Source organism: Kribbella sp. NPDC104218, assembly GCF_055584105.1.
On sequence record NZ_JBVJMQ010000001.1, the window covers coordinates 1,165,296 to 1,191,729 of the forward strand.

The window sequence follows — 26,434 nt, forward strand, 5'->3', positions numbered from 1 at the left end:
TGGTCGGTCCGAACCGTGACAGTATCTGCCGTATGGAGTTCGACGTCTTCATCGAGATCCCCAAGGGCACCCGCAACAAGTACGAGCTGGACCACAAGACGAACCGGCTGCGGCTCGACCGCACCCTGTTCACGGCCACTCAGTACCCGTCCGACTACGGCTTCATCGAGGACACCCTGGGCCAGGACGGCGACCCGCTGGACGCGCTCGTCCTGCTGACCGAGCCGACCTTCCCCGGCTGCCTGATCAAGGCCCGGGCGATCGGCATGTTCCGGATGACCGACGAGAAGGGCCCGGACGACAAGGTCCTCTGCGTCCCGGCCGGCGACCCGCGCCAGGAGCACCTGCGCGACATCCACCACGTGCCGGAGTTCGACCGCCTGGAGATCCAGCACTTCTTCGAGGTCTACAAGGACCTCGAGCCGGGCAAGTCCGTCGAGGGCGCGACCTGGGTCGGCCGCTCGGACGCCGAGGCCGAGATCAGCGCCTCGTTCGCCCGGCTCAAGACCGAGGGTCACTGACCCCAGCGACTACCAGCCGACCAGGGAGTACGACGCGTACTCCCGGTCGTCGTTGCTGTCGGCAATGACCGGCGGCGCGGGCGCCGGGGCCGGTAGCGGCGCTCTGCGCCGGAGGCCCGGGCGGAGCCGGGAGAGCGCCGCGGTCCACACTGCTCGGTTGCGTTTCGTCACGTGCATCCCCGTCCTGCGATGGTTCGGTCCCGCGGTGCTTCAGGGCCGGCCGAAGAAGTCCGGCGGCTCCCAGTAGTAGACGCTCTGGATCTGGACCGGCTTGCCCGAGCGAGGGGCGTGGATCATCCGGCCGTCGCCGAGGTACATCCCGACGTGGTGGATGGTGGCCGGGTTGTCCGGGTCGATCGACCAGAAGATCAGGTCGCCCGGGCGCAGCTCGTCCTCGTCGATGTGCCGGGTCTGCTCGTACTGGGCGACGCTGTAGTGCGGCAGCTGGACGCCGGCCCGCTTCCACGCGCCCATCATCAGGCCGGAGCAGTCCCAGCGGGACGGGCCCGTGCCGCCCCAGAGGTACATGTCGCCGCGCTGCGCGAGCGCGAAGTTGATCGCCGCCTGAGCGCCCCGGCCGTGACCGCCGTTGCCGCCGCCGGGACGCTCCTTCCGCGGCTTCTTCTTACCGGGCTTCTTGCCCTGTTCGCGCTCCTCGCGCTCTTCACGGGCCTTCTCGGCCGCCTCGCGGGCACGCTCGGCGGCCTCCCGCGCGGCGATCTTGCGCCGTAGCTCGGCGGCCTTCTTCGCGGCGAGAGCGGCGGCGCGCTGTCGCGCAAGCTCCTCGAGCCCCCGCTGCCGCTGCGCGGCCACCTGGACGGACGTGTTCTGCAGGACGGCGAGCTGGGCGATCGACTTCTGTCGCTGGACGCCCATCGCGGTGACCGCCGCGGACTGCGCGCGCTCGGCCGCCTCGGCCGCCTGCTTCGCCTTCGCGGCCTCGTCGGTCGCGTGCTTCACCTTGACCACGGCCTGATCGGCCTGGACCTTGAACAGATTCGTGACCACCTGGGACGCCGAGTAGCGCAGGTACGAGCCCTGCATCGCGGACGACACCGAATGCGCGGCGCCGGCCGAGTCGAGCAGCTGCTGCGGCCCGTCGGCGGTGAAGAGCGGGCCGAGTTTCGCGATATCGCCGCCGCCTTGGTACGACGCCGCCGCGAACCGGCCGATCTGCTGTCGCTGCTCCGTCAGGGTTTTCTGGGCTTTCGCGGCCCGCGCCGCCGCCGCGGCGGCGTCCTTACGAGCCTGCTCCAGCCGATAGACGGCTCCGTTGTACGCCTCGGCGGCGATCCCGGACTGGATGCCGAGCCGCTCCAGCCGGGCCTCCGCCGCGGCCAGTTGCTGCTCGATCGCCTTGACCTGACCGGCCTTGTCGGCGGCGGCCTGTTTGGCCCGCTCGACTGCTGCCTTGGAAGGAATCACCGGCGGCTCCGGCTTCGCCTGCGCCGTCACCGGCACGATCGTCAGCGAACCGGCCAGACAGACCGTCAACACACCCGGGAGCAGTGTCCGCATGAGGTCGTCCCTTCCGCCAATTGGCCCTCCTGGACCACATACGTGACACTAGTTGCCCTGAGCCCCATTGGGAACAGTTTTCACACAAGTATCTTTGTTTCACCTGCGTGTCGACTTGACAAACTACAAGCTTGTAATTCCAAGAAAACGGCGCCCGCCAGCCTGAGCTGGGGGCGCCGCGATGCTGAATCGAGGTTCAGCGAAGGTTGAACGAGGCAACGACCGGCAGGTGGTCGGAGGCCGGGCTGACCGGTACGGAGGCCCGTAACGGCCGCAGTTGCCGGCTGTGCAGCTGGTAGTCGATCCGGGCCGTGGCGTTGTCCGCCGGGCTCGTGTACCCAGGCCCGACGCCGACCTCGGTCCAGGTGTCGGCCAGGACATCGGTCAGCGTCTCGAGCTCGGGCGTATCGGGCCGCGCGTTCAGATCGCCGACGAGCAGCGTCGCCCGCTTCGGCGTCCCGAGCAGCTCGACCACCTTCTGCGCCTGCTCCAGCCGCTCCGGCGGGTTGATGTTGGTCAGGTGCGTGTTCGCGAACCGCAGCTCGGCGCCGCGAACCTTGAGCGTGGCGACCGCGAGCCCGCGCTGCTCACTGCCCGGATACAACGGCAGCGGCGTGTTCTGGAAGTTCTTGATCGGGAACTTCGACAAGATCGCCGTCCCGTACTGACGCCGCGGCTCCCCCGGGTTCAGCGGCGGCAGGTCGAGGTTGGCGGCGTACGCGTAGTGCATCTTGAGCCGCTTCGCGAACCAGGCGGGCTGGTCGACCCAGTTGCTGCGCTCGCTCCAGTGCCGATCGACCTCCTGCAGCCCGACGACGTCCGCGCCGTTCTGCTCGATTAACGCGGCGATCCGCTCCAGATCGAGGACGCCGTCCGTACCGGCGCCGTGGTGGATGTTGTACGACATCACGGTCACCGACCGGCTGCGGTCCGGCACAGCGGACGCCGTCATCGGTACAGCCATCAGCACAGCAACCAGCAATACCAGCGCCCGCTTCATCGTCCGACCTCCAGTCGTGCAACCGCACCCTTGGCGCCGGAAGCCCAGCACCCTGCCCGTACGCCGTGCCCACCGCACTCGACGCTGTCGAAGCTGCCGTCGTAGAACTGCTTCCAGCTCCGGCCGCCGTCCCGGCTGACATCACTCCCGGACGGCCCGACCGCGATCACCGTTAACGGCGACCAAGGCACGTACGTCGATCCGCTCCGGTAGCCCTTCGGCGCCTTCGCGGCCGGAACCAGCTTCCAGGTGCGGCCGCCGTCGTACGTGATCGAGGCGGCCTTCACGGCTTCGGTCGGCTTCTCGAAGTCACCGCCGACGGCGACGCCGAACAGCGAGTTGCGGAAGGTGAGGCTGAAGATGCCGGCCGCGGCGCCGCTGGCCATCGGCGAGTCGGTGACCGACCAGCGCCGGCCGCCGTCCGACGTCCGGAACACCCGCGGCCGGTCGCCGCCGCCGGTCGCGAACCACGCCGTCCGGCCGCGGCCGGCGACCAGGCAGGTCCCGCTCGCGGCGAAGGCGAACTCACCGGGCAGCGCGGCCGGCATCCCGGCATTCGGCTGCACCTTCCAGGACCGGCCGCCGTCCGCGGTCGCGGCGATCCGGAACTTGCCGTCGACCGGGTCGCTGAGCGCGAGGCCGTTGCGGTCGTCGTTGAAAGCGAGGCAGTCGTAGAACGCGTTCGCGTCCGGGTTGCGGAACGTCTCGGTCCAGCTCTTGCCGCCGTCCGCCGTCCGGTAGACGCGGGAATCGGTACCGGTCCCGATCGAGAGGATCACGGCCCGCTTGGCGTCGAACGCGTGCACGTCGCGGAACTGCAGCGCCTCGGCGCCGGGCGGGCTCACGTTCTGCCAGTGCCGACCGCCGTCCAGCGTGCGCAGCACTTGTCCTTGGGAGCCACCGACCCAGGCGATGTCCTTGCTGACCGCCGACAACCCGCGGAACTGCGCCGTACTCCCCGTAGGCGTCAAGTTCCATCGGTACGACGGTCCGCCACTCGCCTGGGCCGGTGACAGCTGTGTCACCACCATCAGACCTCCTGCCGCGATTGCGGCCACACGCAGGAATCTCATGGGCCGCAATCTACGCAGGTGTCAGGCCGCCGTCAGCTTGAACGACTGGGCCGCGCTGCCATTACAGGTGGATTGGACTAGCTGGGTTTGGTCAGCGGTCGAGCCGCCGGGGACGGTCAGGCACTTGCTGGTGTGCCGGACGACGAAGTGGAAGTAGCCGCCGCCTTCGGAGACCGCCTGCCACTGCTGGTTGCCGCCGTTGCTGTACGTCCACAGCTGCAGACCCGCGTTGTCGTTCGTCGCGACGCCGGCCACGTCGATCGCCTTGGTGGCGTCGTTGCGGTTGTTGACCCGGTTGAAACCGTCCGACGTCGGCTGGAACTGGAAGTGCTGCGCGGTCGTCGAGTTGCAGCTGTACTGCTGGACGACCGTGCCGTTCGTCGTACCGGCGGCGCGGGCGTCGACGCACTTGCCGTTGGCCTTGTTCGCGACCGAGTACCAGGCGTTCGGCGTCGGCTGCTCGACCGGCGGGACCGTGCCGCCGCCACCGCCGAGCCACTTCAGCGCGTCCATCACGAACTGGTTCTGCGCGGGGCTGTCGAAGGTGGACGACGTCCGGGTGTTGGTCTGGTAGTTCATCGCGTTGTGGCCGAAGTTCGCGTAGATCATCTTGAAGTTCTTGTTGGCCCAGATGATCGGGTAGTAGCCCGACGTCCAGATGTTCCCCTGCTGGTTGCCGACCGGGAAGCTCGACGGGTCGATCGAGGCGAGGACCTGGATGTTCGGGTTCTGCCGCAGGTCGTACTGCCAGCTGTACCACTCACTGGTCGCGGAGCGGAACGTCGCGCCGGTGTTCACCAGCGACGGGTGCGACCGGTTCTCGGTCCGCAACGTCACCGGCGACGGGAACCAGGTGTTGGACACGAAGCGGCCGGTGCCGAGCAGCGTGTTGTTGAACCACGGCCAGCCCTGGTTGGCGTCGTTGTAGTTGGTGACGTGCCAGCCGAAGAAAGCGCCGCCGTTCTCCATGTAGCGCTGGAAACCCGCGCGCTGCGACTGGACCCACACCGTGTTGTCCAGGAACATCACGACCTGGTACTGCGAGGCCTGCAGGTTGTTCAGCCGGCTCCAGTCGTTGGTCGCGGTGTAGGTGAAACCGTTCTGCGCGCCGAACTGCGGGAACCGCTCGTTGGCCTCCTTCACCCAGTCGTTGTGCGCGGCGTCCTGGGTGTTCCCGCTGTAGAAGGCGAGCACGTTGAAGGTCGCTTGAACTTTCGCGGTCGCGGCCGAGGTCAGGCCGACGACGATGGCGAGGATCGCGAGCAGCAACGCGGGCAGGCGTAAGCGATCGGAAGGCATGGGGCGGTCCTTTCCGCGGGGGCGGGGTCCGAAGTCCGGGAATGGGCTTTCCGGACTTCGGGACTTAAATTAACTCCCGGCGAAAGTCCTGTCCAGAGCTCATCGCCTGGCTCCCCAAAACGCCGAGCAACCGCAGCTTCTCCGCGCTCTCGCTGCCCGGCTCGGCGGTGAACACGACCAGGGTCTGCTGCTGGTCCCGGTTGTCGATCACCTCGCAGTACAGGTCCAGGTCGCCGACGACGGCGTGCTGGAAGTGCTTCGTCCGGCTGTGCGCGGGCACCACCTCGTGCAGGTCCCAGATCGCGCCGAACTCTGGGCTCAGCTTGCGCAACTCGCGGACGAGGACGGCGGCGTACGACTTGGGGCCGTCGGCGGTCGCGGTCATCCGCAGCAGCGAAACGAGCAGCCGGCTGTGCCGGTCGGCCTCGGCGTCCTGGTAGAGGAGCCGGGTCTCCGGGTGGGCGAACCAGCGGTAGACCTCGCTGCGCTCCATGCCCTCGAAGTTGGTCTGCTCACCGGCCAGCGCGACATGCGCCGGCGTCTGCGCGAGGGTCTCGCCGCAGCGGTTGATCAGCAGCGCCGGGGTGTCCTGCAGCCGGTCCATGATCCGGAGCATGCCGGGGTCGACGTGACAGGCGCGCGTCGTCCGCGGCGGCGTACCGTGCCCGGCGAGGACGAAGAGGTAGTCGCGCTCCTCCATCGTCAGCCGGAGCGCGCGGGCGATCGAGCCGAGCATGTCGACCGACGGCTGCGGGCCGCGGCCGCCCTCGAGCCGGCTGTAGTAGTCGGTCGACATCGAGGCCAGGACGGCGACCTCCTCACGCCGCAGACCCGGCGTCCGGCGGCGGCGTCCGCGTGGCATGCCAACGTCCTCGGGCTGCAGGGCTTCGCGGCGTTTGCGGAGGAAATCGGACAGGTCGGCGTACTCCATGTCTCCAGTGTGCTCGCCCGGCCGGAGTTATCCACTGCCTGCCGAGCAGTGGCTGCACCGAGCCTGGTTGCCGACGGCATCCGGTTCGAGGCTGGAGCCATGAAAACGACTGGCAACACGATCTTCATGACCGGCGGCACCTCGGGGATCGGCCTCGAACTGGCCCGCCGCTTCCGCGACCTCGGCAACACCGTGATCATCAGCGGCCGCCGCAAGGAGCTGCTCGACCGGATCGCCGCCGAGGACGGCATCCAGGGCGTCGTCCTGGACGTCGCCGACCCGGCCGCGCTGGAAGCTCTCCCGGCCCGCTTCCCCGAGGTGAACGTCCTCGTCACGATGGCCGGCATCATGCGCGACGAGGACCTGCGCGCCCCCGACCTGGCCACCGCCGAGGAAACCGTCACGATCAACCTGCTCGGCACCATCCGCGCGATCGCCGCCTTCACCCCGCAGCTCCGCACCCGCCCGGACGCCGCCATCGTCACGGTCTCCTCCGGCCTCGCCTTCGTCCCGCTGGCGATCACCCCGACCTACAACGCCACCAAGGCCGCCGTCCACAGCTACACCCAGAGCCTGCGCCTCCAGCTCGCCGGCACCGGCATCCAGGTCATCGAACTCGTCCCGCCCGCCGTCCAGACCAACCTCCTGAACGGCGCCGCCCCCGACCCCACCTGGATGCCCCTCGCCGACTACGCCGACGAGTCCATCGCCCTGCTCCAACAACACCCCGAAGCCGACGAGATCCTCGTCGACCGAGTCCACTTCCTCCGCGCCGCCGAACGCGAGAACCGCCACCCCGCCGCCCTAGCCGCCCTCAACTCACTCGGCTAACGCCTGCTCGATCCGCTCCACCTTCGCGGTCAGCTGGCCCGTGAACCCCGGCCGGATATCCGCCTTCAGCACCAGGCTGACCCGCGGCGAGACTGCCGCCACCACCTCGACGGCCTCCTTCACCACCGCCATCACCTCGTCCCACTCGCCTTCGATGTTGGTGAACATGGCGTTGGTCTCGTTGGGAAGGCCGGAGGCGCGAACGACGCGGACGGCCGCGGCCACCGCTTCGCTCACGCCTCCGGTCTCGTCACCTGACAACGGGCTGATGCTGAATGCGACGATCATGCGTCCAGTTTGTCAGTCTCCTCGGTGGCGAGGCGCTCGGTGGCGGTGGTGGTGAGGAGGGGTTTCTCCTTGATGAAGAGGACGGCGACGAGGGCGAGGACGGCGAAGGGGACGGAGAGCATGAAGAGCTCCGCGGTGGCGACGCCGTAGGCGTTCTCGACGGCGGCGCGGGCCGCGGGCGGGAGTTCGGCGAGGTTGGGGACGGCGCCCTCGCCGGCGCCGCCGGCGCCGCCGAGTTCTTCGACGACGCGGTTGGCGAGGATGGCGCCGAGGACGCTGACGCCGATGGTGCCGCCCATCGAGCGGAAGAAGCTGACCGCGGAGGTGGCGGCGCCGAGCTCACGGGCCGGGACGTCGTTCTGCGCGGCGAGCACCAGGTTCTGCATGACGAGACCGATGCCGATACCCAGGACGAGCATGAAGGCCCAGAGCAGGTACTTGGACGTGTGCGCGTCGATCGTGCCGAACAGGCCGAGGCCGATCGGGAGCAGCACGCTGCCGATGACCAGGTAGATCTTCCACTTGCCGTACTTCGTGATCAGGCCACCGGCCACCGTCGAGGCGCCCATCATGCCGATGATCAGCGGCAGCCCCATCAGCCCGGCCGCGGTCGGCGAGTAGCCCTGCGCGATCTGGAAGTACTGCGCGAGGAACACCGAGCCGCCGAACATCGCGACACCGACGAGCGCGCTGGCGACGATCGCCAGGGTGACCGTGCGGTTGCGGAACAGGTCCAGCGGGATGATCGGCTCCGGGTGCCGGCGCTCGACGAACACGGCGGCGACCAGCGCGAGGACGGCGACGCCGACGAGCAGGAAGCTCCAGCCCGAGACCCAGTCGTACTTCTTACCGGCGAACGACGTCCAGACCAGCAGCGTGCTGACCCCGGCGGTGATCAGGAAGGCGCCCCACCAGTCGATCTTCACCTCGCGCCGGACGGTTGGCAGGTGCAGCGTGCGCTGCAGCAGGAAGATCGCGACCAGGACGAACGGGACGCCGACCAGGAAGCAGGCTCGCCAACCCAGCGGCGAGTCGACCAGGAAGCCGCCGAGCAGCGGACCGCCGACGGTCGCCGACGCGAAGACCGCGCCGAAGATGCCGGAGTAGCGGCCGAGCTCCCGCGGCGGGATGATCGCGGCCATCACGATCTGCACGAGCGCGGTCAGACCGCCGCCGCCCAGCCCCTGCAGGATCCGGCTACCGAGCAGCACCTCGATATTCGGCGCGAACCCGGCCACCAGCGAGCCGACCACGAAGAAGCCGAGCGAGAGCTGGACGAGCAGCTTGTTGTTGTAGAGGTCGGCGAGCTTTCCCCACAACGGCACGGTCGCCGTCATCGCGAGCAGCTCCACCGTCACGACCCAGGTGTACGACGACTGGCTCGCCTGCAGATCGCTGATGATCCGCGGCAGCGCGGTCGACACCACGGTGCCGGCCAGGATGGCGACGAACAGTCCCATCATCAGACCGGACATGGCCTGCACGGTCTGCCGCGGCGTCAGCGCCGCGACCGAACCGGTCCCCTCGGCCGAGGTGGTCGTCATGAGTGACCTTTCTGATAGTCAGGGTCGATGCCCTGGGCAAGTAGTTGCAGGGCGGCGTCGACGAGGTCGGCGGGCGCGGTGTCCGGGGTGTCCTTGTGCAGCTCGATGGCGATCCGGCAGGCGGCGCCGGCGCTGGTGACCACCAGCCGGGCCCGGAGCGGATCCCCGATCCGCTCGGTCAGCGCCTCGGACAGCTGACGCTCGTCGTCCATACTCGAGAGCATCAGGTGGTACAGCAGGCTGGGCGAGCCCATGATCAGCTCGCCGCGGCGGGACAGCTCACCCTCGCTGATCAGCTCCCGCAGCACCTCGTGCACGATCTGCCGCATCGTCGTCATCGGCGACTGCTCGGCCGGCGCGCTCGCGATCAGCTCGAGCGCGCGCTCCAGATGGGCCGGATTCCGCCCGAGGATCGCGTACTCCTTGTGCGGGAAGTAGTTGAAGAAGGTCCGCACCGACACGTCCGCCGCCGCGGCGATCTCCTCGACCGTGACGTTGTCCGCGCCCTTCGCGAACGCCAGCCGCAGGGCGGCCTCCGTCAGCGCCGCCCTGGTCTGGAGCTTCTTCCGCTCCCGTAGCCCACCCTCGCCCTGTGTCACCCGACCAGAGTAGGCAGATTTTTGCACTCACTGCAAATTAATTATGAGTGCAATTTTGCAGCCCTGCACGAAGAGACAGACAGCGGCTACCGTCCGTTCGGGCGCCGGACGAACTGCGGCATCGCGAGGATGTTGTGCGGGTACGGCAGCGGTCCGTCGCCGGCCTCGGTCAACCGCCGCAGCTGCTCCGCGTCGAGCTCCCAGCCGACCGCGCCGAGGTTGTCGGCGAGCTGCTCCGGCGTCCGGGCGCCGATGATCGGCGCCGTCAGTCCGGGCCGCTGCAGCACCCAGCGCAGCGCGACCTGAGCCGGCGTCTTCCCGATCTCCGCCGCGACGGTTCGCAGTACGTCGAGCACTCGCCAGGTCCGGTCGTTGTCGTGCGCATCCCAGTCGGCCTGGCTGCTCCGACTGCCCGCGGGCGGGCCACCGGCGTCCTTGCTGTACTTGCCCGACAACCAGCCGCCGGCCAGCGGGCTCCAGGCGATCACGCCGACGCCTTCGTTCTGCGCGACGGGGATGAGGTCGAGTTCGGCGTCCCGGTCGAGGAGGTTGTAGAGCGGCTGCAGGCTGACGTACGGCTCCCAGCCGCGGTGGTTCGACAGGTCGATCGCCTTCTGGAGCTGCCAACCGGCCAGGTTGCTGGCGCCGATGAAGCGGACCTTTCCACTGCTGACGAGCGCATCCAGCGTCGACAGCGTCTCCTCCAGCGGCGTCGCGTCGTCCCAGACGTGGATCTGGTAGAGGTCGATGAAGTCGGTGCGCAGCCGGCGCAGGCTGGCGTCGACCCCGGCCAGGATGTGTTTGCGGCCCGCGCCGCGGACGGGCAGGCCGGGCCCGGCCTCGCCGTACACCTTGGTCGCGATCACCAGGTCGTCCCGGTTCTGGCGTTGCAGCCAGCTGCCGATGATCTCCTCGGAGACGCCGCCGGAGTAGGTGTCGGCGGTATCGACGAAGGTGCCGCCCGCGGCGACGAACTCGTCCAGGATGCGGTGCGCCGTCGATTCGTCGGTCCCCGGCCCGAACGTCATCGTGCCGAGGCAGAGCTCACTGACCTGCAGGCCGGTCCGGCCGAGAAAGCGCTTGTCCATGACGGGCACGCTAGCCGCGCGCAGGGCGACATGCCGGGGCCGCTGCGCGCGGGTAATTGGTCAACTACGGTGCGTCAGGTGACTTTCGAGACCATTCCGTCCGCAATGACTCGTCGCCGCTTCGCCGGCCTGACCGCCCTCACCGCGGCCGCCGCGACCGGCCTCACCCGCATCGGCCCGGCCGAGGCCGCGACGCCGTACGTCCCCGCCCTCGTCGTCGGCACCGGGTACGGCGCCGCCGTCACCGCGCTGCGCCTGGGCGCCGCCGGGGTCAAGACCACCATGATCGAGATGGGCCAGCTCTGGAACACCGCCGGCCAAGACGGCAAGGTCTTCTGCTCGACCCTGAATCCCGATCGCCGTTCGATGTGGTTCCACCGCCGGACCGCGGCGCCCCTCGACACCTTCCTCTGGCTGGACGTCGTCAACCGCGACCTCGGCCGCCCGTACGCCGGCGTCCTGGACCGGATCGACTTCCCGAACATGGGCGTGTACGTCGGACGCGGCGTCGGCGGCGGTTCGCTGGTGAACGGCGGGATGGCGCCGACGCCCGACCGCGCGTACTTCGAGAAGGTCCTGCCGCAGGTGGACGCCGACGCGATGTACCGGCGGTACTTCCCGCTGGCGCGGCGGATGCTCGGCGTGAACACGATCGATCCGCGCTACCTGGAGCAGACGCCGGTCTACAAGTACGCGCGAGTCTCCCGGCGGCAGGCGCACCAGGCCGGCTTCCGGACGAGCGTCGTACCGAACGTCTACGACTTCAACTACCTGCGCCGCGAGGAGAAGAAGCAGGTCCCGCGTTCGGCGCTGGCCGGCGAGGTCATCTACGGCAACAACCACGGCAAGCTGTCACTGGACAAGACCTACCTGGCCGATGCCCTCGGCACCGGCAACGTCACCATCCGCACGTTGACCCGAGTGACCACGATCCGCCGCCACGGCAAGGGATATCTGGTCGGGCTCGAACAGATCGATGCCTGGGGCAAGGTCATCCGCCGGAGCGAGCTCGCCTGCCGGTACCTGTTCCTGGGCGCCGGCAGCGTCGGCACCACCGAACTGTTGCTCCGGGCAAGGGAAACCGGCACCCTGCCCGACCTCCCGGCGGCGATCGGCCGCGGCTGGGGCACCAACGGCAACGTGATGACCGCGCGCGCCAATCACCTCTGGGACCCGACCGGCACCCTGCAGTCGACCATCCCGACCCTTGCCATCGACAACTGGCGACACCCCAAGTACCCCGCCTTCGCCGAGATCGCCCCGCTCCCGGTCGGCCTCGAGACCTGGGCCAGCCTCTACCTCGCGATCACCGTCAACCCCGAACGCGGCCACTTCACCTACAACCACGCCACCGACCGCGCCGACCTGCACTGGTCCGCCGCCCAGAGCACCCCCTCGATCCGCTCCGCCCAGTACCTCTTCGACAAGCTCAACAAAGCGATCGGGACGACGTACCGCCGCGACCTCTTCACCGGCAACCGCCCCTTCGCCGCCGACTTCTGCTACCACCCCCTCGGCGGCGCCCTCCTCGGCAAAGCCACCGACCCCTACGGCCGCGTCCGCAACCACCCCAACCTCTACATCACCGACAGCGCCCTCATCCCCGGCACCCTCGGCGTCAACCCCTTCGTCACCATCACCGCCCTCGCCGAACGCAACATCGCCCACATCCTCCCCAAAGACCTCAACCGCCGATAGAATCAGTGCAAAGCCTCCGCCGCCGTCCGTGCGCGCGGAGGCTTTCGCGTATGCCCGTTCTCTACCGAGCCGCCATCGACGATCTCCGCGGCACTCACCTCCTGCCCCTCAACCACCTCCGCGCCGACCACCCCGACCTGTACGAACGCGAACTCGCCAAGTACGGCACCCACCCCACCTACCCGGTCCACCCCCTGAACTGCACCTGGGCCGACGTCGTCTTCCTCTCCCCGGTCCACCCCGCGCCGATCTTCCAGGCCCTGCACGAATCCGGCCGCATCCCCGCCGTCGTCCCCGCCTACTGGACCCTGGACGCCGCCCTCCTCGACCCCGCCACCACCTGCATCCTCCTCAAACGCCACAACGCCGGCCCCCAGCCCCCCGAGGACTTCCTCCCCTACTCCCCCGAAACCGTCGCCACCCTCACCGAGCCCTCCCCGAAAGCCCTACACCGCCTCCGAACCCTCACCCCCACCGAACCGCTCTACCCCTGGGCCGACATCCCCCACATCCTGCACCGCGGCCCCCTCCCCCGCTCCTGGTTCCACTGACACCAGCACCGCGTAATACCCCTCCGGATGCGGCTCGCCGACAGGCTTCCCGCCGGCCTCCACCCACGCATGCGCCCCGAACGGCGGATGCTTCCGCACCCCCACACACCAAACCGGCCACTGCCCCCGCACCCGGCACAACAACGCCACCGCAACCGACCGCGGCAAACACCCCTGCGGCCCCGAACACTGCATGCTCACCGCAACAACCGCAGCCCGCGCCTGCTCAACCAACCCCACCTCAGCCGGCCGAGCCCCCCGCGCCAACCGCTCCATCATCCCCCGCAACCCCTCCGGCGACCGCCTAACCAAAACCCGAGCCACCGGCACCACACACCAAACCCCCACCCGCCACCGCCACGAAACCGACTTCGGATCAAAGGTGATGGCGCCCGTAACACTCATCGAACAACCAGTTTCGCCTGCTGGAGCTCATGAATCAGCTCGTCGACATCAGCGCGTGCGGTGGCGGCGTCCACGGCGTACTCGTCAGTGATCGCCGCGACCGCCTCGTCGGCGCCCCCACCGTCGAGCATTGCCCGCACCGCCAACACACCAGACGGGTTGAGGCTGAAGAACCCGCCGGCCGCTTCATCCAGCAACACCCAGCCGTAGTCCGTCTCGACCATAGTCACCTCGGGCTTCAGCTTCATCGCAGTCCTTTCAGCCAGCCTTCGATTTCGAGTACCCGTTCCACCGGGGCACAGGTCGCTTCGTGATGCGGTCCCTGGCAGATCCGCCGGACGGCGGCCACATCCACCAGCCCCAGCCGCCCGAGCTCGGAGTCGTCGAGCAGCGCAAGGAGTTCGCCGCGGTGCTTGCTCCAGCCGTTGGCGACCGCCATCGAGGTCTCGCCCTTGTCGGCCCGCTGCAAGGTTCGCTCCGGCAACGCACCCGCCATCGCCGTTGTCAGCAACGGCTTGTACCGGCGCGGGTCAAGCACTTCCTCAGGCCGCACCGCGAGGCAGGCCTCCAGCACGCCGTCATCCAGAAAGGGCAGTGCGACCGGCACGCCGTCCGCCTCGCCCTGCTGCGCCACATGCCGCGCGGCGGCCGCTCCGACATGCACCGATTCGAGCGTCGCATGGATTCCGCGCGTCGGGGCCAGTGGTTCGACTTCTTCGCCGAACGCCGCCCGCGCAAGAGCCTTGGCATCAGCCGTCAGCCACTCGGGCAACTGCAGCGGATTGCCCCACGTCAGCAACTCCTGTTGCCCGCCCGGCGGACGATCCAAGCTGGTCGCGAACCAGGCGGCGTACGTCGTCCGATCGGCCAGCACACTCGCGAGCGCACCGGCTGACAACCGATACTTCGCCTGGATCTGGCGCGCGAGCCGAGCGGCGCGAACCGGACTCCGCCGAACCAGGTCCGTCAACCAAGCCGGTGGCGGCAACAGCATCTCGTCGGCTCCGTGCCCGGCGAAACGCAGCTCGGCCTCGTGCCGGATCGCCCGCGCGCTCACCGACTCGAGCAGCCCTCGGTACAACAAGATCGACGTCGGCTCGTCGAACGGACCAGGCGCCATCCCCTGGAACGGCAGCGGCGCGGCCGAGAGCACGTCATGGTCCGCTCCGAAGCTGTCCGCCAGGTATCTCGCGGCGGCGGCATCGCCGTCCATCGGATCGTGGCCCTCGACAGTCAGCCCGACGACCGGCCCGCCACGCGCCGCGATCCCGAACAGCGAGCTCGAGTCCAGCCCGCTGAGATCACTCGCCACCTTCCGTCGACCCAGCTGGCGATTCCGGACGGCGGTCTCCAGCGCCGCACGCAATCCGGCGGCAGCCTCCGCCAGGGGGAGTTCGGGCGCCGGCGGCGTCCACCACCGCTCGACCCGACCCGAACCCAGTTCTACCCAGTGCCCGGGAGCGACCGCAGTCACTCCCGACCACACGGAACGCCACGTCAGCGGCGGCGGCGCACTCGGCCACAACAACCGCACCGCCAGCCCGGCCGGGTCCGGAACGGCGCCCAGAAGTTCTGCCAGCACATCCGCACGATCCGACACGACGCCGACTCCGTCCACGCGGGCATGAAACACCCGCCGCAGCCCGGACGCCGTACCGCGAACCTGCACCTGCTGACCGACGGATTCCACCACGTGTGCGCTGAGCCCGATCTCGCCGATCTCGACCTGCGCTCCACGCTCAACAGAATCGGTCCAGCACCCGAGGACGAACGGCCGCCCGGACGGGTAGCTGACGACCCGCTCCGCGACGCCCCGAACCCGGTCGGCCACGGTCCGCGCCGCCTCCACATCCGGCAGCACGACGAACCACGAGCGCGCCGGAGCAGCCCGCCCGGTCTCCCGGACGGACTGCCGATCGGCTTTGGGGCGCAGCGTCAGAGCCTCAGCTGCGCGATCGACTCGCGGTACTTGCCGCGGCCGCCGGCAGTCACCTGCCGGAAGTCGCCTTGGCGGGTGAGGGTGGGGCGCTCGTACTGCTTCTTCTCGGTTTCTTCGCGCATGGGGATCTCCACATCTCCGCGGATATGACGGGCTCGTTGTACCTCGCGGGTGGAGATCTGCGAAGGGCCTTTCGATGGGGGTCGAAAGGATTGTCAGGTGGGGACGTGCCAGGTGCGGGCTGATAGTTGGGCTTGCCACAGGTGGGCGTAGCGGCCGGTGGGGTCGGCGAGGAGGTCGGGGTGGGGGCCTTGTTGGGTGATGGCGCCGTTCTCGAGGACGACGATCTGGTCGGCGCGGACGACGGTGGAGAGGCGGTGGGCGATGACTACGACGGTCTTGCCTTGGACGAGGTGGTCGATGGCTTGCTGGACGACGACCTCGGACTCGGTGTCGAGGGCGGCGGTGGGTTCGTCGAGGAGGACGACGGGGGCGTCCTTGAGGATGGCGCGGGCGATGGAGATGCGTTGCCGTTCGCCGCCGGACAGGGCGGAGCCGATCTCGCCGACGCGGGTGTCGTAGCCGTGCGGCAGGCGGTCGACGAAGGTGTGGACGTTGGCGGCGACGGCGGCTTGCTCGATCTCGGCGTCCGTGGCGTCGGGGCGGCCCATGGCGATGTTGGCGCGGATGGTGTCGTCGAACAGGTAGACGTCCTGGAAGACGACCGCGACGTGCCGGAGCAACTCGGTCGGCTCCAGGGTCGTCAGATCCACACCGCCGAGCCGAACCGCTCCCTCCTGCGGGTCGGCGAAGCGGGTGATCAGTTTGGTGATGGTGGTCTTGCCCGAGCCCGACGGCCCGACCAGCGCGGTCAGGCTGCGTTCGGGGATGACGAGGTCGAGCCCGCGCAGCAACGGCTCCTGGCCGTCGTAGCCGAACGTCACGTTCTCGAAAGTGATGTCGTACGCCGTTGGCGTCGTACCGCCCGGCCGGACCGGCATCGGCTCGGCGGCGAGCAGGTCGCCGACCCGGCTGAGCGCGGCCTCCGACATCTCGAACAGCTTGACCATCACCGCCGCCATCGCGAGCGGCTCCGCGAACCGGGCCGCGGCGATCACCACCGCCACCACCAAGGCCAGCGACAGCTGCGCATCGACGACCAGCGCGGCGCCGAGGACCACGAGCGCGACGATCGCCAGCTGGACCAGGAGTTGTACGCCGGCCACCGGCGCCGTCGCCGACCGGTTTGCCGTGGACTGCGTGTGCTGCTGGTGCTTCAACACCTCGACGAGCCGTGGCGAGTCCGCACCCGCCTGTCCAGTTGCCTTGAGCACCGGCAACCCCTGCACGTACTCGACGATCCGATCCGCCGCGGCCGCGTCGGCCTGGTCGACTGCCCGGAAGCCGCGGTTCGACAGCCGCTGGATCCGCCGCACCAACGGAACCGCCGCCACTACTGCGATCGCGAGTACGACGCCGAAGCGCCAGTCGACCGCGAAGATGACCACCGCGAGCACCGCCGGGACAGTGACCACCCGGATGAACAGCGTCGACATGGTCGAGATCGCCGTCGCAGCGCTGGTTGCGTTGCTACCGACGACGGTGGTTAGATCGCCGGCCGCACGGCGTCCAAGCTCCTGTTGCGGCATCGCGCGCAGCCGCTCGCCCAGCCGGAGCCGCGTCGACTGGGTCACATACGGCCAGGTGTCGAAACTGAACGCCATCTCCCGCACCCGCAGGAAACCCTCCACGACGACCAACCCGGTGAGCACGAGCACCCACTCCCAGGCCCGCCGACTCTGGACCGGATCGGCTGCCAGCGCCGCGAGCAACGGAATGAAGACCGCGTACGCCGCCGCCTGGACGATCGTCGCCGCGATGGAGTACCGCAACGTCCGCCGATACTCGGCCGTATAGGGGCCGGCGGCAATGAACATCAGCCGCAGTATTCGTCTCATCGAACGACCTCCTCGGCCTTCGTCCCCGACAGCCCCCAGCGCGCTGCCTCTTCGTGCCGAGCCCACAGCGCGGCGTACCGGCCGCCGGCCGCGACCAGCTCGGAATGCTTGCCGCGCTCGGCGATCCGACCCTCGTCGATCACGACGATCTGGTCGACGTCGACGATCGTGGCCAGCCGGTGCGCGATGATCAGCACGGTCCGGCCCGCGGTCAGCCGCGCGATGGCGTTCTGGATCAAGACCTCGTTCTCCGGGTCCGCGAACGCCGTGGCCTCGTCGAGGACGACGATCGGCGCACCGGACAGAATCGCCCGCGCGATCGTGATTCGTTGCCGTTGGCCACCGGACAGCCGGCCACCCCGTTCGCCGACCTGCGTCGCGTACCCGCCCGGCAGTTCGCCGACGATGAAGTCGTGCGCCGCGGCAGCCTCGGCCGCTTCTTGTACTTCGAGGTCCGTCGCCGCCGGCTTCGCCAGCCGGATGTTCTCCGCGATCGTGCCCTGCACCAGGAACGGATCCTGGAAGACCAGCGCGACCTGCTGCAGCAGCACCGGCGAGCTGATCTCCCGGACGTCGACGCCGCCGACCTGGACCGAACCGCTCTGGACGTCGTAGAAGCGCGGAATCAGCCGAGCGACCGTGGACTTCCCGCCACCCGAAGGACCGACGAGCGCGCAGACCGTCCCAGCCGGGATGTCCAGATCGATGCCGTCGAGCACGAGCCGATCGCCGTCGTACCCGAAACTCACGTCCGCGAAGCGGATCGAAGAGTCCGCCGGCAGTCGCGGCGCGACCGGCTCCGGCAGCTCAGGCACGGCCAACAGCTCCTGCAGCCGGACCGCACCCGCCTTGGAATCGTTGATGTAGTTGGTCAAATGCATCAGCGGCGCAACCGCTTCGATCGGCATCGCGCCGATCAGCAACGCGACCATCAGCTCCGGCACCGAGACCCAGCCCGCGGAGAGCATCGGTACGCCGGCCGCCGCGACCAGCAGCAGCGTCGGCAACGGGACGATGAACAGGTGCGTCAGCAGACCGGACGAACGGGACGTCGCCGACCAGGCCGCGACCGCTTCGGTGAAGACGTTCACCCGATCGGAGAACCGGCGGAACGACACCCCGCCGTCGTCGAACGTGCGCACCACCGGCATCCCCTGGACGAATTCGACCAGCGCCGCGTTCACGTCCTCGTTGGCCTGGTTGTAGCGGTCCCGCTGAACGCTGTAGTCCTTCGCCATCAGCGACATACAGATCATCGCGATCGGGGCCATCAGCAACACGACGATCAGCAGCTTCCAGGACACGATGCCCAGGGCAACCAAAGCCGCGATCGGCTGCGCGATTCCCGAACCGAGGAACGGCAACGCGTCCGCGACGACGTTGTGCAGCGCGCGGACGTCGTCCTGCATGATCTTCTTGATCCGCCCCGAACCGAGTCGTTGCACCGCCCCCAGCGGCATCCGGGCCAGCGCGTCGGCGATCCGCCGGCGCAGCACCACCTCGAACTCGAAGCTGGCCTCGTGGGCCAGGTGGTCGGCCGTCAGCCGGAGGACGAACCCGCCCGCCAGCCCGGCCAGCGCTCCGGCCGACCACCACCACACCGGCCCCAGCTCGGGATCGGGACCGACCAGCGATCCGACGGCGAAGGCCACGCAGACGAACCCGGCGACCCCGCTGACACTGCCGAGCACCGCGATCCACAACGCCCTCCCCAGCCGCCGCCGGATCGCCGGCGCCAGCCGAACCAGGTCGGCCACCTGAGCCAACCCGCTCCGCTCTCCCATTCCGCACCCCACTCGTCACGATGTTTAGGTCAACCTAACTTCTTGTTGGACAGTGTGCAACAGTCGTCGGTCGTGGAATCATGCAGCCATGTCGAAATCGCACGCGGCCACGGGGATGACGGCCGCGAAGATCGCCGCGAAGGCGACCGAGCTGACCGCGCGCTCCGGGCTCGACGGCTGGAGTATCCGGGAGCTCGCGGCGGAGCTCGACGTCCGGACGGCCGTCATCTACCACCACATCGGCGACCGGGAGGCGGTCCTGCGCGCGGTGACCGAGCGCGTGGTCGCGCAGATGCCGTGCCCGTCGGCCGACCTGCCGTGGCAGGAGTGGTTCACCGAGTTCCTCTGGGCCGGCCGCGCCGTCGTCCGCCGCTACCCCGGCGTCGCGCACCGGATCGCGATCGCCGGCCCCACGGTCCCCTCGGCCCTGCGGATCATCGACCGCGGCGTCACCGTGCTGCAGCGGGCCGGCTTCGGCGCGCAAGCGGTCGACATCTACGTCTTCCTGGTCGGCACGGCGTTCCTGCACGCCCAGGTCGAGTCCGATCGGCGCGAGCGGGTGGACGAACGCATGGCCGCGCGCGACGTCTTCGAGGCCAACCGCAAACGCCAGGACGCCCCCGGCCTGGTCGCGATGGCCGACCAGCTCACCGCCGCGGGCCGCGGCGCCGACGACCTCGAGGACAGCGACACCCACATGTTCCGCACGGTCGTCGAGCTCTGCCTCGCCGGCGCCGCCACCCGCCTGCCCTGACCACCCGTGACGCGCTTCACGGCTCACCTCGGTAGAGATGCATAGCATTCCTATGTATATTCAGAGCTGTGGAGCTGAACCAGCTGGGTGTGGATGTGGTGGTCGCGGCGGCGCGGTTGACGCGGCTGGCGAGCCGGGATGTGAGCGCGTTGCCGCATGCGGCGATGCGGTTGCTGGGGCGGCTGGACGAGTTGGGGCCGACGCGGATCAGTGAACTGGCCAAGGCCGATCGGTGCTCGCAGCCGACGATGTCCACGCTGGTCCAGCGGCAGGAGGAGCAGGGATGGGTACGGCGGGACGCCGACCCGGCCGACTCCCGGGCCAGCCTGATCAGCCTCACGGCGGCCGGTCTGGCCGAGTTGGAGCGCGCCCGCGCGGAGGCGGGTGCGGCTGTCGCCGCCAGGTTGCGGCAGCTACCGGCGAGTGACGTCGCGACCCTCGCGGACGCCGTCGCCGTCATGCACAGGATTCTCACTTTGGAGGAAACACACCGGTGAGCGGTACGTCGGCATTGCTGAAACAACCCAAATCCGTCTGGGCGGTCGCGTTCGCGTGTGTGATCGCGTTCATGGGGATCGGCCTGGTGGACCCGATCCTGAAGCCGATCGCCGAGCAGCTGCACGCGAGCCCGTCCCAGGTCTCGTTGCTGTTCACCAGCTACATGGCGGTGATCGGCATCGCGATGCTGATCACCGGCGCCGTCTCCAGCCGGATCGGCGCGAAGCGCACGTTGCTGATCGGTCTCGCGATCATCGTCGTGTTCAGCGCGCTGGCCGGGCTGTCGGACTCGATCGGGATGATCGTCGCGTTCCGGGCCGGTTGGGGGCTGGGGAACGCGCTGTTCATCGCGACCGCGCTGGCCACGATCGTGAACTCGGCGTCCGGATCGGTCGCGCAGGCGATCATCCTGTACGAGGCCGCGCTCGGCGTCGGGATCGCGGCGGGGCCGCTGGTCGGCGGCGAGCTCGGCACGATCTCGTGGCGCGGCCCGTTCTTCGGCGTCGCCGTCCTGATGACGATCGCGCTGGCCGCGACCGCGTTCCTGCTCCCGTCGACACCGCCCGAGGCGCGCCGGACGTCGATTCTCGAACCCCTGAAGGCATTGCGGCACCGGTCGCTGGCGACGGTCGCGATCACCGCGCTGCTGTACAACTTCGGCTTCTTCACGCTGCTCGCGTTCACGCCGTTCCCGCTGGCGATGTCGGCCCGGCAGATCGGGCTGATCTTCTTCGGCTGGGGCATCGGGCTGGCGATCACCTCGGTGTTCGTCGCGCCGCGCTTGCAGCGCCGCTTCGGCACGCTACCGGTGGTGATGACCGCACTGCTGCTGTTCGGCGCCGACCTCGCCGTGATGGGGATCTTCGCGCACCACAAGGCGGTGCTGGCGGTCGGCGTCGTCGTCGCCGGGCTGTTCCTGGGCGCGAACAACACGCTGATCACCGAGGCCGTGATGGGCGCCGCTCCGGTCGAGCGCGGGACGGCGTCCGCGGCGTACTCGTTCGTGCGTTTCTCCGGCGGCGCGGTGGCGCCCTGGCTGGCCGGCAAACTCGGCGAGGAGATCAACGTCCAGCTGCCGTTCTACGTCGGCGCGTTCGCGGTGGTGCTCGCGGTCGGCGTCCTGGCCACGGGCTGGAAACCGCTGTCGCACCTGCGGGTTCCGGTCAACCACTCGAAGGGCGAGGCCGAGGCGCTGACCGTCGCCGACGCGTGATTGGTCCACGAAACCGGAGCAAAAGTCCATTCCCCGGCAGGGGCCGCGGCGTCTAGGGTCGATGAGTATGACGACCTCGCCGTGGCCCCTGCTCCGTTCGTACACCGGTCGCCGGCTCCGGCGGATCGCGCTGCCCCTCGGCGGTATCGGCACCGGAACCGTCAGTTTCGGCGGCCGCGGCAACCTTCGGGACTGGGAGGTCGTCAACCGCCCCGCCAAGGGATTCCACCCCGGGACGGCGTTCTTCGCGATCCGCACCGAGACGGCCGACGGCACGGTCAGCACCCGCGCCGCCGAAGGCCCCCTCGACTTCGTCGACTACGAAGGCGCCCACGGCAGCCCCGCCCAGTCCCACGGCCTGCCCCGCTTCCGCGAGGCCACCTTCAGCACCGCCTACCCGTTAGCCCAGCTCGACCTGCAGGACGACGGCGTCCCGGTCACGCTCACCGTCCAGGCCTTCACCCCGTTCGTCCCCACCGACGTCGAAGCCAGCTCCTGGCCGGTCGCCGTCCTCCGCTACGCCGTCACCAACCCGACCGACTCCCCCATCACCGTCTCCCTCGCGGGATCCGTGCAGAACTTCATCGGCCGCGACGGCACGATAGATATTGCCGAAGGCAACTACAACACGCTCGCCGACTCGAACGGCGTGCTGCTGCGCAGCCGCGGGGTCGCGCCGGACGCCGAGCAGTTCGGATCGCTGGCGCTGGCGGTGCTGGACGGCGTGGACGTTACTCGGCGGACGGGGTGGGCCGATCGCAGCTGGGGCGACAGCCTGCTCGACTTCTGGGACGACTTCGGCGCGGACGGGCGTCTCGACGAGCGGGTCAGCGCATCGGCGACGCCGGTCGCGTCAGTTGCGGATCGCCGGACGGTGGCGGCCGGGGCGACCGAGAGCTTCACGTTCTTACTCGGTTGGCATTTCCCGAATCGACTTGCCTGGGACAACAAGCCCGAGATCGTCGGCAACTACTACACGACATTGACGGACGATGCCTGGACGACGATCTGCCGGTTCGCGCCGCAACTGGACGACCTGGAGCGGCGTACCGTCGGCTTCGTCACCGACTTCTTGGGCAGCGACTTACCGGAGCCGGTGAAAGAGGCGGCGCTGTTCAACCTGAGCACGCTGCGCACGCAGACCGTGTTCCGGACGCCGGACGGGCGGTTCTTCGGCTGGGAAGGCTGTTCGGACCACGAAGGCAGCTGTTTCGGCAGCTGCACCCACGTCTGGAACTACGAACAGGCGACGCCCTTCCTGTTCGGTGAGATCGCCCGCTCGCTGCGCGAGGTCGAGTTCGGCCACGCGACCGACGACCAGGGCCTGATGAGCTTCCGCGTCCGCCTACCGCTGGAGACCCGCGCGCAGGACTTCCGGGTCGCAGCCGCCGACGGCCAGCTCGGCTGTCTGGTGAAGCTGTACCGCGACTGGCGACTCAGCGGCGACGACGAGCTCCTGCAGGCGCTCTGGCCGGCCGCCCGCCGCACGCTGGAGTTCTGCTGGATCCCCGGTGGCTGGGATGCCGACCGCGACGGAGTCCTGGAGGGCTGCCAGCACAACACGATGGACGTCGAGTACTACGGACCCAATCCGCAGATGCAATCCTGGTATCTGGCTGCGCTGCGCGCGTCCGAGGAGATGGCACGCCATGTCGGCGCGGACGAGCTGGCAGACGACTGCCGCCGCCTGTTCGAACAGGGCAGCGCCTGGACGGACAAGAACCTCTTCAACGGTGAGTACTACCGGCACGAGATCCGACCGCCGGCCTCCGCAGCCGACATCGCGCCCGGACTGCGTGAAGCCATGGGCGCCGCCGACCCGACCCACCCTGAGCTACAGCTAGGCGACGGCTGCCTGGTCGATCAGCTGGCCGGCCAACACCTCGCACGGATCGCCAACCTCGGCACGCTGCTCGACTCGACCCAAGTCACCACCACGCTGCAGAGCATCCTGCGCCACAACCGGCGTACTGGGTTCCACGACCACTTCAACCACATGCGCAGCTACGTGCTCGGCGACGAGACCGCGGTCCTGATGTGCAGCTACCCGCGCGGCAACCGCCCGGAGCGCCCCTTCCCGTACTTCAGCGAGGTGATGACCGGCTTCGAGCACCTCTTCGCCGTCGGTCTCATCCAGGAGGGCCTGGTCGACGAGGGTGTCCAGGTCATTGCCGACATCCGCGCCCGGTACGACGGCGAACGCCGCAACCCGTATGACGAAGCCGAGTGCGGCCATCACTACGCCCGCGCCATGGCCAGCTGGGGTGCGGTCGTCGCACTGAGCGGCTTCGACTACGACGGCCGCACGGGCGCTATGCGCTTCACCACTCCCGGCACGCACTTCTGGTCCACCGGCAACGCCTTCGGCACCCTGGACGCCGACGGCCTGCACGTCCGCGAAGGCAGCCTCTACCTGACGTCGCTCAGCCTCCCCGGCAGCCCGCCGGTCACTGTCACCGCCGGCACGCTCACCGCGGGCTCGTCGCTGCCACTCGACTAGAGCATACCGAATGGTATGGTACGGTGGCTGCACACCGGACGAGGAGTGCCGCGATGATCGCCCTTCCTGAACTCGACGACCTGCTGCCGACCGCCGACGAGATCGACATCAAGACGTTCCGCGGGCCGGTGACACTGCGGGAGTTCACCGCGGGCTCGCTCGGCTACAGCCCGGTCTGGGTCAAAGGACTGTTCGCCGTCCGGATCGCGGTCGCCAAGGCGCTGCGACTGAACACCGTGGGTGTTCCCGGGGCCCACCGGCTGCGGCCGGAGACGGTCAGCTTCACCCCTGGCGACCCGGTCTCGTTCTTCACGGTCGAGCGCGGCGAGGAGGACCACTACCTGCTGCTGAAGGTGACCGACAACCACCTGGTGGCCTACCTGGCGATCCTGACTGACAACGCCAAGCCGGAGGCGTCATTCACTGTCGTCACTCTCGTCCGCTACCTGCGCCCGGCCGGTCGGTTCTACTACAACCTGATCCGCCCATTCCATCACCTCGTCGTCCGCAGCATGTGTCATGCCGGTCTGAGGTCATCCGCGGGCCGCGAGCAGGGCAACCGGCCGTAACTTCGTCGCCTGATGGGCGGTGGCCGCAGCAGCCGCTCCGACCACCAGCAACGCCAGACCGAGGATGAGGCCGAGCAACTGCCACGGAACGGCCACTGCGGCGAGGCCGTACGGACCGGCGGCGATACCGGCGAGCGCAGCCGCAGCCACCAGCCCACCAAGCAGTACGCCGACCAGGACGACAGTCGCCGACTCGACCAAGGCGACGGCAATCACCTGGAGCCGAGTGAGGCCGGCCATCCGCGCTAGCGCGAACTCACGCCGCCGGTCCGCGGTCGACATCACCACTGCGTTGACCACAGCGACCGCGGTGAAGATGCCGGCCAGTCCCATCAGCGCCGCGAACAGTCCGGTGTTGCCGCGCATTTGCGCCGCGCCACGCGCCGCTGCCCACTCGGCGACGGTCTGCGCACCAGGCAGGACCTTCTGCGGGTCATTGCCAGCAGCAACCTTTACCAGGGTCTCGGTGCGCCCACCGGCCGGGAGCATCGAGTGCGGCACGAAGAAGTTCTCACTCACGTCGAGCGTCTCCGGCATGATCGCGACCACGGTCGCGGTGACCTTCCGCTTCCCCATCGCGACCGTCACGGTCGACCCCAGCTTGTAGCCCTCGGCCGACATCCCCGGCCCGATCGCGATCGTCCGGCCGGTCAGCCGGTCCAGCGAGCCCTTGCGCGGGCGAAGCCGATGCGTCTGCTGGTACGCCACTGGGTCGATTCCGACCGCTTCGGAGTACACAGTCTTCTTTCCACGCGTGACTACGACCGGTACGGCGGTCTGCACCGAGGCGGCCGCGATCGTCGGCCCGACGGTCACTGGGCCGTCTACGACGAGGTCCGCGGTGATGAGGCGTTCCTGTTCGACTCCGACCGCCTTGGCCTGTGAGCCGAAGATGCCCCACAGTCCGACGACCAGACCGACCAGGACTATCAACGGCGCCGCAGTGGCCGCGTTTCGGCGTACGGCATGTAGAACACTCGCGCGGGCCAGGTCGGCGACCAGATGGCCACGCAGTACAACGGCCGGGAGGCGACCCGCGATCGGGACCACGATGGGGCTCAGCTGACTGAGTGCGACCGATCCGCTGATCAGTACGAACAAGCCAATCATCAGACCGGCAACGAGATCCCGTGCGGCCTGTGCGGCGATCACCATCAACACAGTGCCCGCAGCCGCCGACAGCCCCCAGAACCAGCGCCACACCGTCATCACCCGCTGCGCCGCCCGCGATTCGGCGAGTGCTTCGAGCGCATTGATCCGGGACGCCCGCCACGCCGCCGCCAGGACGCCGGTGAGCGCCGTGCCGATACCGATCAGCATGGCGGCCCACATCGCGCCCTGGTCCCAGGGCGCCTCGAACCAGGACGGCAACATGCCCAGCCGCATCATCAATGCGGATTGCGCCCAGGTGGCCAGCAGTCCGATCGGTACGCCGAGCACCGTCCCGAGCATTCCGAGCAGTCCGGCCTCACAGACCAGCATCAGGCACAAGTAGCCGCGCTGCGCGCCTACCAGCCGCAGCAATCCCAGCTCCCGGCGACGCTGGACCACAATGAAGCCGAACGTCGTACTGACGATGAAGACGGTCAGAAAGACCGCCAGCAGGACCGACATGCCCAGCAATGTCGCAGCGCCGACGTACCCCTCACGGACGCGCGCACGGTCGTACGCCGACAGTCCGGGCGGGAGCACCGGCGGATCGCTCGCCGCGAGCATCTGCAACCCGGACTGGACCAGACCGACTCCCAACGCCACTGCAACCACCGCACCGGCGAACAACTGCCATCTGTCCCGAATGGCACCGAACGACAAGCTGAGCATGTTCACCAGCCAACCGGTCGGACTGCGCCGCCGCCCTGGCCTCCGCACTCCA

26 protein-coding genes are annotated in these 26,434 nt (G+C 69.0%); 9 read left to right on the forward strand and 17 right to left on the reverse strand.

Annotation, left to right across the window (positions count from 1 at the left end; all coding sequences use genetic code 11):
• The first annotated feature begins 32 nt into the window (after positions 1–32).
• Positions 33–521, forward strand: a complete 489-nt coding sequence (locus ACZ6ZD_RS05520) for an inorganic diphosphatase (RefSeq protein WP_465668627.1) — start codon at positions 33–35, stop codon at positions 519–521.
• Positions 522–530: 9 nt separating this feature from the next.
• Here the strand turns inward: ACZ6ZD_RS05520 and ACZ6ZD_RS05525 are convergent, their stop codons facing one another.
• The 6 genes from ACZ6ZD_RS05525 to ACZ6ZD_RS05550 form a co-directional block, all read right to left on the reverse strand.
• A complete protein-coding gene (locus ACZ6ZD_RS05525; protein ID WP_465668629.1) occupies positions 531–692 on the reverse strand; it encodes a hypothetical protein in 162 nt (53 codons plus the stop codon).
• Positions 693–731: 39 nt separating this feature from the next.
• On the reverse strand, positions 732–2,039 hold the full coding sequence (locus tag ACZ6ZD_RS05530) for a C40 family peptidase (protein ID WP_465668631.1): 1,308 nt from the start codon (positions 2,037–2,039) through the stop codon (positions 732–734).
• Positions 2,040–2,235: 196 nt separating this feature from the next.
• On the reverse strand, positions 2,236–3,039 hold the full coding sequence (locus ACZ6ZD_RS05535) for an endonuclease/exonuclease/phosphatase family protein (protein ID WP_465668633.1): 804 nt from the start codon (positions 3,037–3,039) through the stop codon (positions 2,236–2,238).
• On the reverse strand, positions 3,036–4,112 hold the full coding sequence (locus ACZ6ZD_RS05540; protein ID WP_465668634.1) for a WD40/YVTN/BNR-like repeat-containing protein: 1,077 nt from the start codon (positions 4,110–4,112) through the stop codon (positions 3,036–3,038). Before ACZ6ZD_RS05540 ends, ACZ6ZD_RS05535 begins: the two co-directional genes overlap by 4 nt.
• Before the next feature lie 21 nt (positions 4,113–4,133).
• Complete coding sequence (locus ACZ6ZD_RS05545) at positions 4,134–5,411, reverse strand: ThuA domain-containing protein (RefSeq protein WP_465668635.1); 1,278 nt, start codon at positions 5,409–5,411, stop codon at positions 4,134–4,136.
• Positions 5,412–5,475: 64 nt separating this feature from the next.
• The gene (locus tag ACZ6ZD_RS05550) at positions 5,476–6,342 is read right to left on the reverse strand and encodes a helix-turn-helix transcriptional regulator (protein WP_465668636.1); all 867 of its coding nucleotides are present in this window, start codon (positions 6,340–6,342) and stop codon (positions 5,476–5,478) included.
• A 99-nt stretch (positions 6,343–6,441) separates the two neighbouring features.
• Here ACZ6ZD_RS05550 and ACZ6ZD_RS05555 point away from each other — a divergent pair, with 99 nt between their 5' ends.
• On the forward strand, positions 6,442–7,173 hold the full coding sequence (locus ACZ6ZD_RS05555) for an SDR family oxidoreductase (protein ID WP_465668637.1): 732 nt from the start codon (positions 6,442–6,444) through the stop codon (positions 7,171–7,173).
• On the opposite strand, the gene ACZ6ZD_RS05560 is transcribed toward ACZ6ZD_RS05555, so the two are convergent.
• The 4 genes from ACZ6ZD_RS05560 to ACZ6ZD_RS05575 all read right to left on the reverse strand — a co-directional run bounded on the left by ACZ6ZD_RS05560 (position 7,162) and on the right by ACZ6ZD_RS05575 (position 10,692).
• A complete protein-coding gene (locus ACZ6ZD_RS05560; RefSeq protein ID WP_465668639.1) occupies positions 7,162–7,461 on the reverse strand; it encodes a thiamine-binding protein in 300 nt (99 codons plus the stop codon). The genes ACZ6ZD_RS05555 and ACZ6ZD_RS05560 overlap by 12 nt on opposite strands.
• The gene (locus ACZ6ZD_RS05565) at positions 7,458–9,005 is read right to left on the reverse strand and encodes an MFS transporter (protein ID WP_465668641.1); all 1,548 of its coding nucleotides are present in this window, start codon (positions 9,003–9,005) and stop codon (positions 7,458–7,460) included. Before ACZ6ZD_RS05565 ends, ACZ6ZD_RS05560 begins: the two co-directional genes overlap by 4 nt.
• Positions 9,002–9,604 carry a TetR family transcriptional regulator gene (locus tag ACZ6ZD_RS05570; protein ID WP_465668643.1) on the reverse strand — a complete coding sequence of 201 codons (603 nt, stop codon included), beginning with the start codon at positions 9,602–9,604 and terminating at the stop codon, positions 9,002–9,004. Before ACZ6ZD_RS05570 ends, ACZ6ZD_RS05565 begins: the two co-directional genes overlap by 4 nt.
• A gap of 86 nt (positions 9,605–9,690) precedes the next feature.
• On the reverse strand, positions 9,691–10,692 hold the full coding sequence (locus tag ACZ6ZD_RS05575) for an aldo/keto reductase (protein WP_465668645.1): 1,002 nt from the start codon (positions 10,690–10,692) through the stop codon (positions 9,691–9,693).
• Between the two features lie 78 nt (positions 10,693–10,770).
• Between ACZ6ZD_RS05575 and ACZ6ZD_RS05580 the strand changes: the two genes are divergently transcribed.
• The gene (locus ACZ6ZD_RS05580) at positions 10,771–12,390 is read left to right on the forward strand and encodes a GMC oxidoreductase (protein ID WP_465668647.1); all 1,620 of its coding nucleotides are present in this window, start codon (positions 10,771–10,773) and stop codon (positions 12,388–12,390) included.
• A gap of 50 nt (positions 12,391–12,440) precedes the next feature.
• A complete protein-coding gene (locus ACZ6ZD_RS05585; RefSeq protein WP_465668649.1) occupies positions 12,441–12,941 on the forward strand; it encodes a hypothetical protein in 501 nt (166 codons plus the stop codon).
• On the opposite strand, the gene ACZ6ZD_RS05590 is transcribed toward ACZ6ZD_RS05585, so the two are convergent.
• The 6 genes from ACZ6ZD_RS05590 to ACZ6ZD_RS05615 all read right to left on the reverse strand — a co-directional run bounded on the left by ACZ6ZD_RS05590 (position 12,837) and on the right by ACZ6ZD_RS05615 (position 19,027).
• A complete protein-coding gene (locus ACZ6ZD_RS05590; protein ID WP_465668650.1) occupies positions 12,837–13,346 on the reverse strand; it encodes a lasso peptide biosynthesis B2 protein in 510 nt (169 codons plus the stop codon). The two genes, ACZ6ZD_RS05585 and ACZ6ZD_RS05590, sit on opposite strands and share 105 nt — an antisense overlap.
• Positions 13,343–13,594, reverse strand: a complete 252-nt coding sequence (locus ACZ6ZD_RS05595; RefSeq protein ID WP_465668652.1) for a lasso peptide biosynthesis PqqD family chaperone — start codon at positions 13,592–13,594, stop codon at positions 13,343–13,345. Before ACZ6ZD_RS05595 ends, ACZ6ZD_RS05590 begins: the two co-directional genes overlap by 4 nt.
• Positions 13,591–15,207 carry an asparagine synthase-related protein gene (locus ACZ6ZD_RS05600; RefSeq protein WP_465668654.1) on the reverse strand — a complete coding sequence of 539 codons (1,617 nt, stop codon included), beginning with the start codon at positions 15,205–15,207 and terminating at the stop codon, positions 13,591–13,593. The genes ACZ6ZD_RS05595 and ACZ6ZD_RS05600 overlap by 4 nt, the downstream gene beginning before the upstream one ends.
• A gap of 74 nt (positions 15,208–15,281) precedes the next feature.
• Entirely contained in the window at positions 15,282–15,407 is a 126-nt protein-coding gene (locus ACZ6ZD_RS05605; protein WP_465668656.1) for a keywimysin-related RiPP, read from the reverse strand.
• 93 nt (positions 15,408–15,500) lie between these two features.
• The gene (locus ACZ6ZD_RS05610) at positions 15,501–17,243 is read right to left on the reverse strand and encodes an ABC transporter ATP-binding protein (RefSeq protein ID WP_465668658.1); all 1,743 of its coding nucleotides are present in this window, start codon (positions 17,241–17,243) and stop codon (positions 15,501–15,503) included.
• Positions 17,240–19,027, reverse strand: coding sequence for an ABC transporter ATP-binding protein (locus ACZ6ZD_RS05615; RefSeq protein ID WP_465668660.1), 1,788 nt, complete (start codon positions 19,025–19,027; stop codon positions 17,240–17,242). The genes ACZ6ZD_RS05610 and ACZ6ZD_RS05615 overlap by 4 nt, the downstream gene beginning before the upstream one ends.
• An 88-nt stretch (positions 19,028–19,115) precedes the next feature.
• Here ACZ6ZD_RS05615 and ACZ6ZD_RS05620 point away from each other — a divergent pair, with 88 nt between their 5' ends.
• From ACZ6ZD_RS05620 to ACZ6ZD_RS05640, 5 genes are all read left to right on the forward strand, one after another.
• Positions 19,116–19,781: a TetR/AcrR family transcriptional regulator gene (locus ACZ6ZD_RS05620; protein ID WP_465668662.1), complete on the forward strand. Its 666-nt coding sequence runs from the start codon at positions 19,116–19,118 to the stop codon at positions 19,779–19,781.
• A gap of 68 nt (positions 19,782–19,849) precedes the next feature.
• On the forward strand, positions 19,850–20,278 hold the full coding sequence (locus tag ACZ6ZD_RS05625) for a MarR family winged helix-turn-helix transcriptional regulator (protein WP_465668664.1): 429 nt from the start codon (positions 19,850–19,852) through the stop codon (positions 20,276–20,278).
• Positions 20,275–21,492 carry an MFS transporter gene (locus tag ACZ6ZD_RS05630; protein ID WP_465668666.1) on the forward strand — a complete coding sequence of 406 codons (1,218 nt, stop codon included), beginning with the start codon at positions 20,275–20,277 and terminating at the stop codon, positions 21,490–21,492. Before ACZ6ZD_RS05625 ends, ACZ6ZD_RS05630 begins: the two co-directional genes overlap by 4 nt.
• A 67-nt stretch (positions 21,493–21,559) precedes the next feature.
• On the forward strand, positions 21,560–23,992 hold the full coding sequence (locus ACZ6ZD_RS05635) for a GH116 family glycosyl-hydrolase (RefSeq protein ID WP_465668668.1): 2,433 nt from the start codon (positions 21,560–21,562) through the stop codon (positions 23,990–23,992).
• Positions 23,993–24,045: 53 nt separating this feature from the next.
• Complete coding sequence (locus tag ACZ6ZD_RS05640) at positions 24,046–24,561, forward strand: DUF2867 domain-containing protein (protein WP_465668670.1); 516 nt, start codon at positions 24,046–24,048, stop codon at positions 24,559–24,561.
• Here the strand turns inward: ACZ6ZD_RS05640 and ACZ6ZD_RS05645 are convergent.
• Complete coding sequence (locus ACZ6ZD_RS05645; protein WP_465668672.1) at positions 24,526–26,382, reverse strand: FtsX-like permease family protein; 1,857 nt, start codon at positions 26,380–26,382, stop codon at positions 24,526–24,528. The two genes, ACZ6ZD_RS05640 and ACZ6ZD_RS05645, sit on opposite strands and share 36 nt — an antisense overlap.
• Positions 26,383–26,434: the final 52 nt, after the last annotated feature.

What these genes read in the sequence shown, in the direction of transcription:
- ACZ6ZD_RS05520 (WP_465668627.1), top strand. Translation starts at nt 33, where the DNA reads ATGGAGTTCGACGTCTTCATCGAGATCCCCAAGGGCACCCGCAACAAG.
- ACZ6ZD_RS05530 (WP_465668631.1), bottom strand. Translation starts at nt 2,039, where the DNA reads ATGCGGACACTGCTCCCGGGTGTGTTGACGGTCTGTCTGGCCGGTTCG.
- ACZ6ZD_RS05535 (WP_465668633.1), bottom strand. Translation starts at nt 3,039, where the DNA reads ATGAAGCGGGCGCTGGTATTGCTGGTTGCTGTGCTGATGGCTGTACCG.
- ACZ6ZD_RS05540 (WP_465668634.1), bottom strand. Translation starts at nt 4,112, where the DNA reads ATGAGATTCCTGCGTGTGGCCGCAATCGCGGCAGGAGGTCTGATGGTG.
- ACZ6ZD_RS05545 (WP_465668635.1), bottom strand. Translation starts at nt 5,411, where the DNA reads ATGCCTTCCGATCGCTTACGCCTGCCCGCGTTGCTGCTCGCGATCCTC.
- ACZ6ZD_RS05550 (WP_465668636.1), bottom strand. Translation starts at nt 6,342, where the DNA reads ATGGAGTACGCCGACCTGTCCGATTTCCTCCGCAAACGCCGCGAAGCC.
- ACZ6ZD_RS05555 (WP_465668637.1), top strand. Translation starts at nt 6,442, where the DNA reads ATGAAAACGACTGGCAACACGATCTTCATGACCGGCGGCACCTCGGGG.
- ACZ6ZD_RS05560 (WP_465668639.1), bottom strand. Translation starts at nt 7,461, where the DNA reads ATGATCGTCGCATTCAGCATCAGCCCGTTGTCAGGTGACGAGACCGGA.
- ACZ6ZD_RS05565 (WP_465668641.1), bottom strand. Translation starts at nt 9,005, where the DNA reads ATGACGACCACCTCGGCCGAGGGGACCGGTTCGGTCGCGGCGCTGACG.
- ACZ6ZD_RS05575 (WP_465668645.1), bottom strand. Translation starts at nt 10,692, where the DNA reads ATGGACAAGCGCTTTCTCGGCCGGACCGGCCTGCAGGTCAGTGAGCTC.
- ACZ6ZD_RS05585 (WP_465668649.1), top strand. Translation starts at nt 12,441, where the DNA reads ATGCCCGTTCTCTACCGAGCCGCCATCGACGATCTCCGCGGCACTCAC.
- ACZ6ZD_RS05590 (WP_465668650.1), bottom strand. Translation starts at nt 13,346, where the DNA reads ATGAGTGTTACGGGCGCCATCACCTTTGATCCGAAGTCGGTTTCGTGG.
- ACZ6ZD_RS05595 (WP_465668652.1), bottom strand. Translation starts at nt 13,594, where the DNA reads ATGAAGCTGAAGCCCGAGGTGACTATGGTCGAGACGGACTACGGCTGG.
- ACZ6ZD_RS05605 (WP_465668656.1), bottom strand. Translation starts at nt 15,407, where the DNA reads ATGCGCGAAGAAACCGAGAAGAAGCAGTACGAGCGCCCCACCCTCACC.
- ACZ6ZD_RS05610 (WP_465668658.1), bottom strand. Translation starts at nt 17,243, where the DNA reads ATGAGACGAATACTGCGGCTGATGTTCATTGCCGCCGGCCCCTATACG.
- ACZ6ZD_RS05615 (WP_465668660.1), bottom strand. Translation starts at nt 19,027, where the DNA reads ATGGGAGAGCGGAGCGGGTTGGCTCAGGTGGCCGACCTGGTTCGGCTG.
- ACZ6ZD_RS05620 (WP_465668662.1), top strand. Translation starts at nt 19,116, where the DNA reads ATGTCGAAATCGCACGCGGCCACGGGGATGACGGCCGCGAAGATCGCC.
- ACZ6ZD_RS05635 (WP_465668668.1), top strand. Translation starts at nt 21,560, where the DNA reads ATGACGACCTCGCCGTGGCCCCTGCTCCGTTCGTACACCGGTCGCCGG.
- ACZ6ZD_RS05640 (WP_465668670.1), top strand. Translation starts at nt 24,046, where the DNA reads ATGATCGCCCTTCCTGAACTCGACGACCTGCTGCCGACCGCCGACGAG.
- ACZ6ZD_RS05645 (WP_465668672.1), bottom strand. Translation starts at nt 26,382, where the DNA reads ATGCTCAGCTTGTCGTTCGGTGCCATTCGGGACAGATGGCAGTTGTTC.